We start from the raw sequence: 13,987 nt of genomic DNA, 5'->3' as shown, positions 1-13,987 counted from the left end.
TGATTATTTTTTTGCAACACTAAGTTAAGTGAATCCTCTGACATGGCAAAATCCTGAGCAACTTTTTGTTGCTCAGGTACTTAAAAAAAATATTTTATAATAGTGTTGCGGAATTAAGGTATACCTTATTCTTCTGGTCGGCTACCGTACGCCAGCGGGTAGAGGAGATATTCGGTTGATCCGGGGTCGTGATTCCCAGAGGTACCGATACGTTACGCATTACGCTGAATACCCCGGCTACCGCTTCCCGGAAATTACTTGTCTGCGGGATGGCGTGGATATAGAAAGAGGCACGCACGAAACGATCGGAAGCTCGGTTCGTACCCGGCAACATGACCAAGCCGCCTATCTGTTGCCAGTAATCGTTTAAGGTTAGTTGCTTATCGTATGTAGGGGAATTCGTCATGACTTGGCATTCCCGTCCCTCGTGGATAACCAAGTTCCCGTTCAGGTATTCGAAGATAGCGCTATTTCCTGAAGCGTCCGAGATCGAGAGATGCAAGGTCGATTTCGCCCCGTTCGGGAGATCCGGATCGTCGATGCGGAAGACCTCCTTGCTTAACTCGGCAACCGCCTCATCTACCGTGGCGAAATTATCGAGTACATACTGCGTCCAGATGCTAAGCCCCATAACCGGGCGGTTATCGTCCGGTCGGAAATAAGATGACTCGGTGAGGAACAATAGGTTGGCTACAAGTCCCTTCTCGTTCATGCCGTCGCACGTACCGATATCATACCCGGCGGTCACCACGCTTCCGTATTTCGAGGTCCATTGGATGGTATTATCGGATATCGCCCCCCTTCTTTGCACGCCCCGGGGGAAGAGGTAAAGGTTGGATTGCGGGTCCTCTTTCCAATCCATGGTACGTCCGGTTACGACCATATTGTCCGGCCCGAGGTAAACGGCCCTTGTACACGCCTCGCTTCCCGTAGGGTTCATGAACATGAGCAAGCCGGCGAAAAGAGAGGCCAGTGTTAAATTCTTTGATTTCATAAGATCTATATTATTAGGATAATCTATTTATGAAACAAGTGGCTTTAAGGAATGTTTAGGGATGGTTTAGAATGATATACGAGATACGGAGCCGTGTGAGTAGCCCCAATTTCATTTTTAGGCTTTCATATCGTTGAGGATGCGGAAGCGTTGGGTATGGGAAGCCAACGATACGATTTGATCTCCTTGGACGATAAATAAGTGCGGTTTCTACTGTGATAAAAACATTTAATAACATCCTTTTTATCGGGCTTATTACCTTAAAGGCGTTATCTTTGCCCATGAATAAATAACAGTTTTGGGAGTACAAACTAAAAACAATTTGATTATGTTCTCAGGTATTGTAGAAGAAGCGGCTCAGGTAGTAGCCCTCCAATCCGATAAAGGAAACCTTCATCTGACGATGAAGTGCTCATTCGTGAATGAGCTGAAAATAGATCAGAGCGTGGCTCACAACGGCGTTTGCCTTACGGTGGTAAGCATGACGGAAGATACGTATACGGTTACCGCTATCAAGGAGACCTTGGAACGTTCGAACCTCGGGAACCTGAAAGTGGGCGATAAGGTGAACTTGGAGCGTAGCATGTTGATGAACGGCCGTCTGGACGGGCATATCGTACAGGGGCACGTGGACCAGACCGCCGTTTGTGCGGAGGTGAAGGAGGCGGACGGCAGCTGGTACTATACGTTCGAGTACGCTTTTGATAAGGAGATGGCCCGGCAGGGGTATATGACCGTGGAGAAAGGCTCCGTTTGCGTGAACGGTGTCAGCCTGACGGTATGCAACTCCCAGCAAAACAGTTTCCAAGTCGCTATCATCCCTTATACGCACGATAACACGAACTTTTGCCAGATCGAGAAAGGTACGGTAGTGAACCTAGAGTTCGATATTGTCGGGAAGTATATTAGCAAGATGATGCAGTTTAAATAAGGTTCGAAGAATTTCCTATCCATAAAAGGCTTTAGCGGCATCTGATGATCCCGGCTAGAGCCTTTTCTATCTACAGACAATCTTAATTCCGTGCGTGTACGATTAAAAACGTTTTAAGTAAATTTTCACTAACCAAAACTATCCTTGGTATGTTTATTGTTATATAATTATTATGAGAAAAATAGACTAAACATATCAGATTATGGCCTATATCGATTATTACAAGATTTTGGGGGTGAACAAGGACGCTTCTCAGGATGATATCAAGAAAGCCTATAAGAAGTTGGCTCGGCAATATCACCCTGACTTGAATCCGAACGATCCCGACGCCCATCGTAAGTTTCAGGAGATCAATGAGGCGAACGAGGTGCTTAGCGATCCGGAAAAGCGTAAGAAATACGACCAGTACGGGGAGAATTGGAAACATGCGGATGAGTTCGAGGCTCAACGGAAGCAGTACGGCCAGCAAGGTGGCGGCTTTGGCGGCGGCTTCTCGAACGGTGGAGGTACGTATTGGTCTTCCTCCGGCGATGATGGAGAGTTCTCGGATTTCTTTGAGTCTATGTTTGGTTCCCGCCGGGGGGGCGGTGGCCGTTCTAATCATGGGTTCCGTGGACAGGATTACACGGCCGAATTGCACTTATCCTTGATGGATGCGGCCAAGACACATAAGCAGGTGATCACCGTGAACGGCAAGAACCTGCGTATCACGGTTCCCGCCGGCGTAGCCAACGGGCAAACCATTAAGCTGAAAGGCCAAGGCGAGCCGGGCATGAATGGAGGCCCTGCCGGTGATTTGTACATCACGTTCATTATCCCGGACGACAGCCGTTTCAAACGGGTGGGAGACGATCTGTACCTGACTGTCCCCTTGAACCTCTATACGGCGGTCTTGGGTGGCGAGCAGATTATCGATACCTTGGATAGCAAGGTGAAACTGAAAGTAAAACCGGGCACGCAAAACAATACGAAAGTCCGGTTGAAAGGTAAGGGATTCCCTGTTTACAAGAAGGAGGGGCAGTTTGGTGACTTGATCGTCACGTACTCGATCGAGGTGCCGACCAACTTGACAGAGAAACAGAAGGAATTGTTCCGGGAAATACAAAGTCTAAATTAAAAACAGGTGTATTATGCAAACAGATTTAGTTATTGTCAGTGAATACTGCCAGAAATGCCATATAGACCCTTCGTTCATCATTTTGCTGGAAGAGGGAGGTTTGATAGACATTAATATCACGGATGGAGAGAGGTATCTCTTCTCTTCCCAGCTCCGTGATCTGGAACAATACACACGTATGTATTACGACTTGTCTATTAACATCGAGGGAATCGAGGCCATTCATCATATGCTGGACCGGATGCGGAATTTGCAGGCGGAGATACAATCGTTGAGAAACCGTCTGCATTTATATGAACCATTCGGTTTTGATACGATCGAGAATTTCTAGTGTCAAATTGCTGCTAAACAAGGCTTCACTGCCCGATAGCGAAGGGCGTATGCAAACAAATTGAAAATATTTCTTGAAAATGTTTGGAAGTTTGGAATGTAATATATACCTTTGCACTCGCAATCAGGAAATGATAGCGACTATATCGCGGAGTGGAGCAGTGGTAGCTCGTTGGGCTCATAACCCAAAGGTCGTAAGTTCGAGTCTTGCCTCCGCAACTAAAAAGTCTTCAAGTCATTGACTTGAGGACTTTTTCTCTATTCAATCAAGCGATCGGGCGATGCGACCCCGACGGAAACGAATAATAAGCTATGCTTATTTCTTCCGTAAAGGCCCTTTGTTCTTCCAGAATCCCAATTTATAATAGATATAGGTGATTGTAAGCCCGATGCAAAGGCTGGCGCCGATGGCCCACCAGATACCGCTCCGTCCCCAGATAGAGCTAAACCAATAGGCGAGGGGAATGCGTATCAGCCAAAGACAAGTGATGCTTACTGCCATCGGGAACAGGGTATCGCCAGCTCCCCGTAATGCCCCGTTGAAGACGTTCAAGCCGCCGTGCACGACAAAGAATCCTCCCATGATCAATAAATATTCCTTGCCAATCCGGATCACCTCCGGGTCCTTGGTGAAAGCCAGCATCATCTTGTCCCCGAATAAATAGATGGCCGTGAAGGTTGCTAGACCCAGCAATAGGTTGACAAGCATGGCGAATCGTACCCCGTCACGTACCCGGTCCAAGTGCCCAGCTCCGATGTTTTGCCCGCAGAAAGCAGCTAGCGCCCCAGAGAGGGTCAATACCGCTTGGATGATGATCGTGTCGATCTTTCCCGCTGCCCCGTAAGCGGTGAGCGTATCCGTGCCGAAACTGTTCACGATCCCCAGCAAGGCAATCAATCCGAGCGAGATGGCACATTGCTGTACGCTGGAGGGAAGCCCGATGCGGAGCCCTTCCTTGAACAGTCCCATATCGAACAATAAATCCTGTTTCTTGATAGAGAGCAGGGGATGGGTGTTGTTCACGTAGCCTAGGGCCACGCACATGCCGATCCCTTGGGCGATCACCGTAGCCCGTGCCGCCCCTTCGATCCCCCATTTGAAAACGACAATGAAGAGTAAATCCAAGGCGATATTCAAGATCGTGGTAAGCAGGATAAACAGCATGGGGCGCACGGACTCCCCGACACCCCGCAATATGGAGATAATGCTATTGAAAGTGACGAACAAGAACGTACCCCCTACATAAATCCTGAAATAAGCGACCGCCTGCGGGATCACGTCCTCTGGCGTGTTCGTCAGCCTGAACATCGGCTCGGCAAAAATAATCCCCGCTATGGACAGCAATACCCCTGCGACCAACATGAAGATAAAGAAAGATGAGAAGGCTTTTTGCACCTTATCGAACTTTTTCGCCCCGAAAAACTGCGAGATCACCACCGACGTACCGCTCCCGATACCGATCACCAGCGAGATAATAAAGTAATAGATGAAGAAGGAAGCCGATACCGCCGCCAACGACTCTTTCCCTAGAAACTGCCCGACAATGACGCTGTCGGTCACGTTATAAAGTTGTTGCAGCAGATTGCCGATCAGCAAAGGGAAAGCGAAACGCAGGATCACCTTCCATACCGCCCCACTCGTCAAATCCCTATTTCCTGTATTAATTTTCAATTCTCAATTCTCAATTTTCAATTCCCTATAGGTCTTTCAGCAGGATATTGTCGTTTGCCTTTATCATATCCTCACGTGTCTTCAGCAGGGCTTTCCATTCCTTGCTGAAAAGCTTGCTCGTGTCAATCTTGAAGTTCTCGGAACCATACTCGTCCATGCGGGTCAGCAGGTAGCTGACCGTGATCTTATTGACATCGATCGCCGGCTGGTAGTATGCCACACGGTCGTCATTCCCGTAATTCACCTCGATGATGATGTTCAACTCCGTGAGCAGGTATAAGATCTGTGTCGTTATGCGGATAGGGATGCGGTAAGCGTCGGATAGCTCGTCGGCCGTATAGGGTTTCTCGCCTTTCACGAATCGTTTGATGATCAGCGAGGCGATCAGTAGGGTCAGGAAATCCTTGTACCGGCGGCTGATACTTTTGCTGTCCCTCTCAAAGCTGAATTTCTTCACGTTCTGGGAGGCGTACGACAGCTCTGCGCCAAACAAGCAAATCAACCAAGAAAGCTGCAACCAGAGCAACAACAAAGGCAGTGCGGCGAAACTACCGTAAATAGCGTTGTACTTGCTCACCCAAATCTGCCCGCTGATATAAATAAATTGGAACAACTGGAAGGCGCAACCAGCGATAAAGCCTGCCACCAACCCGTTCACGAACCTCACTTTCGTATTCGGCAGGGAGACGTACAGCCCCGTGAAAGCCAATGTCGTGATAATATAGGGCGCTATATGCAAGAACAACTCCATGAGCGGCGTAAAAAATAAGTATTGCCCCAAGAACGAGTTCTGCAAGGTAGACATGAAGATGGACAAACCGCTGGATGCCGTCATCAGCACCGGCAGCACGAGGAATAAGGCCAGATAATCGGATATCTTCCGGTACCACGGCCGGGATTTCTGGATCTGCCAGATATCGTTGAACGTATCCTCTACGGACGAGATCAAGTTGATCACCGTATAAAACAACAAAATCAAACCGACCCCGATGATCACTCCCCCCTGCGCCTGCGCCAGATAGCTCTCCACGAACTCGAACGCCTTGTTCAGCTCCATCTCGTGCCCGGGGAAATAATCGAACAACTCCTGCCGTACCGTCCCTTGGAAACCGAAGCCCTTAGCTATACCTAATAATACGGCCAGCAAAGGTACGATAGATAACAAGGTACTGTAGGTAAGCGCCGACGCCTTGGTTTGCAGGTTCTCGCTCTGGAAACCCCGCACGGCGAGTATGACCGTCTTGATGATATTGATATAAATCTCCTTCAGCCCACTAACTTCATTCTCGGTAATCCGCCAAATGTCGTAGGTAACGAAACGGATGGTTCGTGCTAATAATGCGCTGATCCGTTCTCCAATAGGTTTCTTTTCTTCCCGTGGCTTGTTTTTGGGCATATCGGCACATGATTTAATTGGCAAATAAAAAAAGCAGTCTGCCTATAAGCCGGGTCCTGTACCTCTTTGGAAAGAGGCGCCTGCCATTTATCTTGTCTTACCGTCGCCGGTAAGCTTTAGCGGTCTACCCCCCGGCATCGGACGAGCCATCCTACATGCGCCGGTATACATGACCTTACAACCCATAAGACGTACGGCATCCCGTATCGCTACGGGACCCGGTGAGCTCTTACCTCACCTTTTCACCCTTACCGGACGAGTCCGGCGGTTATTCTCTGTTACGTTACTCTACCCTCACGGACAGCTTCCCGTTAAGAAGTATGGTGCTCTGTGTTGCCCGGACTTTCCTCACACCCGAAGGTGAGCGACAGACCGGCAGACTGCGATAGGACAAAGATAGGTATTTTAGTTGACAGTTGGCGGTCGGCGGTTGACAATTATTTTGGAGACGCATAGGAGAGATAGGATAACATTTTCTTTTTCAGCCGTAAACATATTCTGTCTCCTGGGTGTTTTTTATACGAACAGGGATTCTAGATTGCCAGTAACCGACTGTCATTTATCGATTGCCGACTGTCAGTTATCGCATGTCAACTGTCAATTCGTCTGCTGTTTAATTGTTAAAAAGGTACTTTGCAATACACAGTACTGTTAAGTGCGGTTAAGCCCCTGTGATGCCTCGTTAAAAGTGATAAAAAATACGATGGAAATGGAATATCCGCACAATTTTTGAGTTTTCTTTGCCGTAAAGAAACTGTTAAATTTAAGTGTTTAATTAAATAAGAAAAGTATGAAAAATATCTGGAAGAATGTGCTTGGTGTTGCTCTGATAGCAGCCATTAGTTCTGGTGCCGCGATCGGAACGAGTACTTACCTGATGAATAAGAATCAACGTCCGGTGGAGTTGGCCTCCGGAGTTGAGAATACCTTCAAGCAACCGTACCGATTGACGAATTATGGAACCGTGGCCGCCGAGAATATCGATTTCACTACGGCCGCCGAGAGCGCCATCCACGGGGTTGTCCATATCAAGGCCACGGCTAACGCGCAAGCCTCTAACGGGGACGGCGGTCAGCAGTATATGGACCCGTTCGAGTATTTCTTCGGCTTCGGTGGCCGTGGAGGGTTCCAACGTCCGCAACAGCAACCTCGTGTGGGCGCCGGCTCGGGTGTCATTATCTCTACGGATGGTTATATCATCACGAACAACCACGTGATCGACGGAGCCGATGAGCTGGAGGTTACCTTGAACGATAACCGGAAATTCCCGGCAAAGATTATAGGGGCTGATCCGACAACAGATATCGCCTTGATCAAGATCGAGGCAACCGACTTACCTACGATCCCCTTTGGTGATTCTGAGAAGTTGAAAGTAGGTGAGTGGGTGTTGGCGGTAGGTAACCCGTTTAACTTGACCTCTACCGTTACGGCAGGTATCGTGAGCGCTAAGAGCCGTGGTAACATCGGCGCCGGTGGCAAGGATCGTAGCAAGATCGAGTCGTTTATACAGACAGACGCCGCCGTGAACCCGGGTAACAGTGGTGGGGCGCTAGTGAACACGAAAGGCGAGTTAGTCGGTATCAATACCGCTATCTACTCCGAGACCGGTAACTTCGCCGGATACTCTTTCGCCGTGCCTATCAGCATCGCCGGAAAGGTGGCTAACGACTTGAAGCAATTCGGAACCGTGCAGCGTGCTGTATTAGGCGTATTGATACAAGACCCGCAATACGTGCCGGACGCTGAGAAAGAGAAAGTGAAAGTATTCGAGGGCGCTTACGTAGGTGGTTTCGCCGAGCGCAGCTCCGCTAAGGAAGCCGGAATCGAGAAGGGTGACGTGATTGTAGCTGTGAACGGCGTGAAGATCAAATCGTCTAGCGCTTTGCAAGAGCAGATCAGCAAATACCGTCCGGGCGACAAGGTAGAGTTGACGATCAACCGCAACGGTAGCACGAAGAAATTCACGGTAGAACTCCGTAATGCGCAAGGTAGCACCAAGGTCGTGAAGGGTGGTGACAGCGCAGAGGTTATGGGCGCAGCGTTCAAGGCTTTGAACGACGAGCAGAAACGTAAGTTAGGTGTAAGTTATGGTATCGAGGTCACCGGTCTGACCAGCGGCAAACTGAAAGACGCCGGTATAAAGAAAGGCTTCATTATCATGATTGTAAACAACCAGAAGATCTCTGCTCCGGAAGACTTGGAAAAGATTGTGGAAAGCATACTTCAAGGACGTACGGAAGATCAAGGCCTCTTCATTAAAGGCTTCTACCCGAACGGACGTACGAAGTACTATGCGATAGATCTTGCCGAATAAGATAAACAAGGACTGTAGTCTTATAGGTGTGAAAAGATTGTTAAAGGTTTTTAATTGGCTGGATGTGGGGTGCATCCAGCCAATTCTTTCAACAAAAATGGTTATCTTTGCACCCCGTATTCTCAATTAAACAAATTGAATGAGACAATTAAAGATCACAAAGTCCATTACCAACCGCGAAAGCGCTTCGCTGGATAAATATCTTCAAGAGATTGGTCGAGAAGATCTTATCACGGTAGAAGAGGAAGTGGAATTGGCACAGGCTATCAAAAGAGGAGACCGTAGGGCGTTAGAGAAATTGACCCGTGCGAATCTCCGTTTCGTCGTTTCTGTGGCTAAGCAATATCAGAACCAAGGTTTGAGTTTGCCCGACCTTATTAATGAGGGTAACTTAGGCTTGATCAAGGCTGCCGAGAAATTCGATGAGACGAGAGGTTTCAAGTTTATTTCCTATGCTGTATGGTGGATTCGCCAATCTATTCTGCAAGCTTTGGCAGAGCAGTCAAGAATCGTGCGTCTTCCGTTGAACCAAGTAGGCTCGCTGAACAAGATCAGCAAGGCCTTCTCCAAGTTCGAGCAGGAAAACGAGCGCAGACCGTCTCCAGAGGAACTTGCTGATGAGTTGGATATCCCGGTGGATAAGATTTCCGATACCTTGAAGGTGTCCGGACGTCATATTTCCGTGGATGCCCCGTTCGTGGAAGGCGAAGACAACAGCCTTTTGGATGTGCTTGTGAACGATGACGCTCCTATTGCGGACCGGTCGTTAATGAACGAGTCATTGGCTAAGGAAATTGATAGAGCGCTTGCTACACTGACCGAAAGAGAATGTGAGATAATCAAGATGTTTTTCGGTATTGGCTGTCAGGAAATGACATTGGAAGAGATTGGCGACAAATTTGGCCTCACTAGAGAGCGTGTCCGCCAGATCAAGGAAAAAGCAATCAGAAGATTAAGACAAGGAACTCGTAGCAAGCTTCTAAAATCGTATTTAGGCTAATTTAAGGAATTATTGAGTTGGCGAAGGCTCCGGTCCGAAAAGGATTGGGAGCCTTTATTTTTTTTCTTAACTTTGCCACTGGAATATAATACCATAAAAACTATATAAATGACTACAAGACGTAATTTCCTGAAAACAGGATCTATTTCCTTGGCCGGCCTGTTGGTTGGCGAGAAGGTATACTCCGCCGTGAGTACGCCCGACAATAAAAAGAGTTTTAGCACGATCGCCTCTAAGGTGACCGGCGATTACGCCAGCAAGCGCCCGGCTCCCGAGGCCCGTAAGTTTACCTCCAAGGCGGTAGAGGAGCAACTGAAGGCTTCCAAGGCCCGTATCAAGGACCCGAAGCTGGCTTGGATGTTCGAGAACTGCTACCCGAATACCTTGGACACGACCTGTGAGTTCAAGATGGTAGACGGCAAGCCGGATACGTTCGTGATCACCGGAGATATTCACGCCATGTGGTTGCGTGACTCCTCGGCGCAGGTTTACCCCTTCGTCACCTTGGCGAAGAAGGATAAGGACTTGCGGCAAATGCTGGTCGGAGCTATCAATCGCCAGACCGCCTGCATCCTGATCGATCCCTACGCTAACGGCTTCAACGAAGGCCCTACCGGGAGCGAGTGGGAGAGCGACCGCACGGAGATGAAGAAAGAGCTTCACGAGCGTAAATGGGAGATCGACTCGCTTTGCTACCCGATCCGCTTGGCGTATCATTATTGGAAAGAGATTGGCGATACCTCCGTATTCGACAGCAAATGGGAGCAGGCAATGGAGGCCGTTTACCGTACCTTCCGTGAGCAACAGCGCAAGGATAGCCTCGGGCCGTACCGTTTCTCCCGTGTGACGGACCGCCAAGGTGATACCCTCTTGAACGATGGTTGGGGTAGCCCGGTGAACCCGGTGGGCCTAATCGTCTCTTCTTTCCGTCCTTCCGACGACGCTACGCTGTTCGGCTTCTTGGTACCATCTAACTTGTTCGCTATCACCTCGCTTCGCCAGGTGGCTGAGATTCTTCGTGTCGTAAGAAATAACACGGACTTGGCCGGCCGTTGCGAGGCGTTGGCGGGTGAGGTAGAGGAGGCCGTGAAGAAATACGCTATCGTGGAGCATCCGGAATTCGGTAAGGTATACGCCTTCGAGGTGGATGGTTACGGCAGCCGTGTTTTCATGGACGACGCTAACGTACCGAGCTTGCTGGCTTTGCCGTTCTTGGGTTGTGTGGACGTGAACGACCCGGTTTACCAGAATACCCGTCGCTTGGTGCTGAGCCCTTCCAACCCTTACTTCTTCAAGGGAAAGGCCGGCGAGGGCATCGGCGGTCCGCATATCGGTTTCAACTATATCTGGCCGATGAGCTTGATCATGCGTGCTACGACTTCCAACGACGAGAAGGAGATCCGGTATTGCATAGAGACGCTTCGTGATACGGACGGAGGCACGGGCTTCATGCACGAGTCTTTCCATAAGGACAATCCTTCCGATTACACCCGCTCGTGGTTCGCTTGGACGAATACTCTGTTTGGCGAGTTGATCGTGAAGCTGCAATCCGAAGGCAAGCTGAAAGACCTCCTCGGCTAATACCACCAAGGTTAATATCACCAATTGTAGAGACGGGACATGCCCTGTCTCTACAAGTCTGTAACTGAGTGTATTTAGGCAAAATCAATCAAAACAACATAAATCTAAGCGGAATACATGAAAACAAATAAACTATTCATTCTGACAGGTCTGGCGGCGATAGCCTCCACCTCCTGTAGCCAAAAAGAGAATACGTCCGGGCAGCCCGCCAAGCCCATGAATATCCTTTACATCATGACGGACGATCACTCCTTCCAAACCATCAGCGCCTACGACAAGCGATACATCCAAACCCCCAACATCGACCGCATCGCAAATGAGGGCGTACGTTTCACCAATAGCTTCGTAGCCAACTCCATCAGTGGCCCCAGCCGTGCCTGCATGCTGACCGGCAAGCACAGCCACAAGAACGGCTTCATCGATAACGCCCATACCTTCGACGGCTCGCAGCAGACCTTCCCGAAGCTATTGCGTAAAGCTGGCTACCAAACCGCCATGATCGGCAAATGGCACCTCACCTCCGATCCCACCGGTTTCGATTACTGGAACATCCTCGTAGGCCAAGGCGATTACTATAACCCCATCTTCATCGATAACGGCGAGAAGCGTCAGATCGAAGGGTACGCCACGAACATCACGACCGATCTGGCTCTTGATTGGCTGGACAATAAACGAGACAAGAGCAAGCCTTTCTGCCTCCTGCTGCACCATAAGGCCCCGCACCGTACTTGGATGCCCGATACCTGCGACCTGCGTCTTTACGATGATGTGACCTTCCCGCTGCCCGAGAACTTCTACGACGATTACGCCGGCCGCATCGCCGCCTCGGAGCAGGAGATGAGCATCATCAAGGATATGGATATCGTATACGACTTGAAAATGGCCGATAAGGAGAACGAGATCCATTCCTCCAACGCCGATCTGGAGAAGTACGGCCGTGAGCTTTATAACCGCATGAATCCGGACCAGAAAGCCGCTTGGGACGCCTATTACGATCCGATCATCCAAGACTTCAAGGCGAAGAAACGCACGGGTAAGGAGCTGGCTGAGTGGAAATACCAGCGTTATATGCACGATTACCTTCGGGTGATCCATTCCGTGGATCGGAACATCGGTATCGTGCTCGATTATCTGGAGAAGAACGATTTGCTGGATAACACGTTGATCGTCTACACCTCCGACCAAGGCTTCTACATGGGCGAGCATGGCTGGTTCGACAAGCGCTTCATGTATGAGGAATCCTTCCGCACCCCGTTGCTGATGCGTCTGCCGGGTGGCAAGAAGGGTGATATCCCGCAGCTCGTGCAGAATATTGATTACGCCCCCACTTTTTTGGAACTGGCCGGAGCCCCCATCCCAGCCGACATCCAAGGCGAGTCCTTGCTTCCCTTGCTGAAAGGCGAGCGGCCGGAGAACTGGCGTAACTCCCTTTACTATCATTACTACGAGTATCCCGCCGAGCATTCCGTGAAGCGTCATTACGGCGTACGTGACGATCGTTATAAATTGATCCATTTCTACAACGACATCGACGTATGGGAGCTTTACGACCTCCAAGAAGATCCCCACGAGATGAATAACCTTTACGGTAAGCCCAGTTACGAGGCAGTGACGAAGCGCATGCGAGACGAGCTTTATAAGCTGCAAAAACAATATGATGACCCCGTGGGAATACGCTTCAATGTGTCGGACTGATGAGAGCGGACATTCGTGTTCTGTTATCAGATTTTTTAATTAGTTGTGGATTAAGGTGCATAAAGGACTTGGAACTTGGGGGATGAGAAGTTGAGTCTTTGCGCTTGATGACTTAGCTCTTTGCGCTCTTTGATTTAAGTCATTGGCTCGAAGGAATTAAGTCTATCGTATGGCTCTTCTTTGCTTATGCGTGTATCGAATTAAAAAATGACTATAGGCAGGTTTCAAGTTTCAAGGTTTCATGAAACCTTTTTCTTCACACACACGATGCGTACATTATATAGGTTTCAAATAAATCCCTTTATGTTTGTTATGCGGGATGGATAGCCTCGAAGAACTTGCGTAGCCACGACATGATGTTTTTACCCGAGGCGGACGGAGCGATCATGAGGAACTGTATTATATGTACTTGTGCGTGTGTGAGGAAAAGGGGTTCGTGAAACCTTGAAACTTGAAACCTATTTCCATGCCCATCCAGATATTGTCAACATCAGTACAGATAAATATATGTGCCTTTATCGTGTGCGTACATTAAAAGTAAGGATTGTTGAGCCATGAGAAAAAACTTGAAAAATAATGCCGAAAATGTTTGGAGGTTATGTTTTATAGCGTTACTTTTGCACCCGCATTCGAGAGAGAACGGCGATACCGAAATAATGAAACAAATTTTTCTTGAAAAAAGTTCTGAAATAATTTGGAAGTTTAAAAGAAAAACACTTATCTTTGCATCCACGTTCGCAAAACGAAAGCGACAAAAGAGTTCTTTGATAGATTTACATAATTCAACAAGTAGTACAAGTATTAGGAAAAGAAATTTTCCGGATTGATACCGTCAAGAAGTATGACTTTGGACTACAATAACGGATTCCGGAGCGAGGATAATAAAACAATTTAAACAACGAAGAGTTTGATCCTGGCTCAGGATGAACGCTAGCGACAGGCTTAACACATGCAAGT

Annotated in this window: 9 protein-coding genes, 1 tRNA gene, 1 other RNA gene and 1 pseudogene; 8 read left to right on the top strand and 4 right to left on the bottom strand. The window is 48.7% G+C overall.

Annotated features, from left to right (window positions below):
• Window positions 1-100 precede the first annotated feature (100 nt).
• Window positions 101-946, bottom strand: a pseudogene (locus NBH16_RS22655) (linear amide C-N hydrolase); the annotation flags it as partial.
• A gap of 376 nt (window positions 947-1,322) precedes the next feature.
• Here NBH16_RS22655 and NBH16_RS22650 point away from each other — a divergent pair.
• From NBH16_RS22650 to NBH16_RS22635, 4 genes are all read left to right on the top strand, one after another.
• On the top strand, window positions 1,323-1,925 hold the full coding sequence (locus NBH16_RS22650; protein ID WP_005862004.1) for a riboflavin synthase: 603 nt from the start codon (window positions 1,323-1,325) through the stop codon (window positions 1,923-1,925).
• Between the two features lie 202 nt (window positions 1,926-2,127).
• On the top strand, window positions 2,128-3,042 hold the full coding sequence (locus tag NBH16_RS22645) for a DnaJ C-terminal domain-containing protein (protein WP_250789095.1): 915 nt from the start codon (window positions 2,128-2,130) through the stop codon (window positions 3,040-3,042).
• 13 nt (window positions 3,043-3,055) lie between these two features.
• Window positions 3,056-3,373, top strand: a complete 318-nt coding sequence (locus NBH16_RS22640) for a chaperone modulator CbpM (RefSeq protein WP_005862009.1) — start codon at window positions 3,056-3,058, stop codon at window positions 3,371-3,373.
• A gap of 146 nt (window positions 3,374-3,519) precedes the next feature.
• A tRNA-Met gene (locus NBH16_RS22635) sits at window positions 3,520-3,591 on the top strand.
• 97 nt (window positions 3,592-3,688) lie between these two features.
• Here the strand turns inward: NBH16_RS22635 and NBH16_RS22630 are convergent.
• The 3 genes from NBH16_RS22630 to rnpB form a co-directional block, all read right to left on the bottom strand.
• Window positions 3,689-5,044: an MATE family efflux transporter gene (locus NBH16_RS22630; RefSeq protein ID WP_250789094.1), complete on the bottom strand. Its 1,356-nt coding sequence runs from the start codon at window positions 5,042-5,044 to the stop codon at window positions 3,689-3,691.
• Window positions 5,045-5,069: 25 nt separating this feature from the next.
• Window positions 5,070-6,440 carry a YihY/virulence factor BrkB family protein gene (locus tag NBH16_RS22625; RefSeq protein WP_036612322.1) on the bottom strand — a complete coding sequence of 457 codons (1,371 nt, stop codon included), beginning with the start codon at window positions 6,438-6,440 and terminating at the stop codon, window positions 5,070-5,072.
• 29 nt (window positions 6,441-6,469) lie between these two features.
• Window positions 6,470-6,824, bottom strand: an RNA gene (gene rnpB, locus NBH16_RS22620) — RNase P RNA component class A.
• Between the two features lie 406 nt (window positions 6,825-7,230).
• Here rnpB and NBH16_RS22615 point away from each other — a divergent pair.
• The 4 genes from NBH16_RS22615 to NBH16_RS22600 all read left to right on the top strand — a co-directional run bounded on the left by NBH16_RS22615 (window position 7,231) and on the right by NBH16_RS22600 (window position 13,030).
• Window positions 7,231-8,754 carry a Do family serine endopeptidase gene (locus tag NBH16_RS22615; RefSeq protein ID WP_005866098.1) on the top strand — a complete coding sequence of 508 codons (1,524 nt, stop codon included), beginning with the start codon at window positions 7,231-7,233 and terminating at the stop codon, window positions 8,752-8,754.
• A 139-nt stretch (window positions 8,755-8,893) separates the two neighbouring features.
• Complete coding sequence (locus NBH16_RS22610; protein ID WP_005641668.1) at window positions 8,894-9,754, top strand: sigma-70 family RNA polymerase sigma factor; 861 nt, start codon at window positions 8,894-8,896, stop codon at window positions 9,752-9,754.
• A gap of 108 nt (window positions 9,755-9,862) precedes the next feature.
• Complete coding sequence (locus NBH16_RS22605) at window positions 9,863-11,335, top strand: glycoside hydrolase family 125 protein (RefSeq protein WP_008773993.1); 1,473 nt, start codon at window positions 9,863-9,865, stop codon at window positions 11,333-11,335.
• Between the two features lie 117 nt (window positions 11,336-11,452).
• Window positions 11,453-13,030 carry a sulfatase family protein gene (locus NBH16_RS22600; protein ID WP_154397467.1) on the top strand — a complete coding sequence of 526 codons (1,578 nt, stop codon included), beginning with the start codon at window positions 11,453-11,455 and terminating at the stop codon, window positions 13,028-13,030.
• Window positions 13,031-13,987 lie beyond the last annotated feature (957 nt).

The organism is Parabacteroides sp. Y3-G-102 (genome assembly GCF_023656845.1).
Classification (GTDB): Bacteria; Bacteroidota; Bacteroidia; order Bacteroidales; family Tannerellaceae; genus Parabacteroides; species Parabacteroides distasonis.
This window is presented reverse-complemented; position numbering and strand designations above follow the sequence as displayed.

What these genes read in the sequence shown, in the direction of transcription:
- NBH16_RS22650 (WP_005862004.1), top strand. Translation starts at nt 1,323, where the DNA reads ATGTTCTCAGGTATTGTAGAAGAAGCGGCTCAGGTAGTAGCCCTCCAA.
- NBH16_RS22645 (WP_250789095.1), top strand. Translation starts at nt 2,128, where the DNA reads ATGGCCTATATCGATTATTACAAGATTTTGGGGGTGAACAAGGACGCT.
- NBH16_RS22640 (WP_005862009.1), top strand. Translation starts at nt 3,056, where the DNA reads ATGCAAACAGATTTAGTTATTGTCAGTGAATACTGCCAGAAATGCCAT.
- NBH16_RS22625 (WP_036612322.1), bottom strand. Translation starts at nt 6,440, where the DNA reads ATGCCCAAAAACAAGCCACGGGAAGAAAAGAAACCTATTGGAGAACGG.
- NBH16_RS22615 (WP_005866098.1), top strand. Translation starts at nt 7,231, where the DNA reads ATGAAAAATATCTGGAAGAATGTGCTTGGTGTTGCTCTGATAGCAGCC.
- NBH16_RS22610 (WP_005641668.1), top strand. Translation starts at nt 8,894, where the DNA reads ATGAGACAATTAAAGATCACAAAGTCCATTACCAACCGCGAAAGCGCT.
- NBH16_RS22605 (WP_008773993.1), top strand. Translation starts at nt 9,863, where the DNA reads ATGACTACAAGACGTAATTTCCTGAAAACAGGATCTATTTCCTTGGCC.
- NBH16_RS22600 (WP_154397467.1), top strand. Translation starts at nt 11,453, where the DNA reads ATGAAAACAAATAAACTATTCATTCTGACAGGTCTGGCGGCGATAGCC.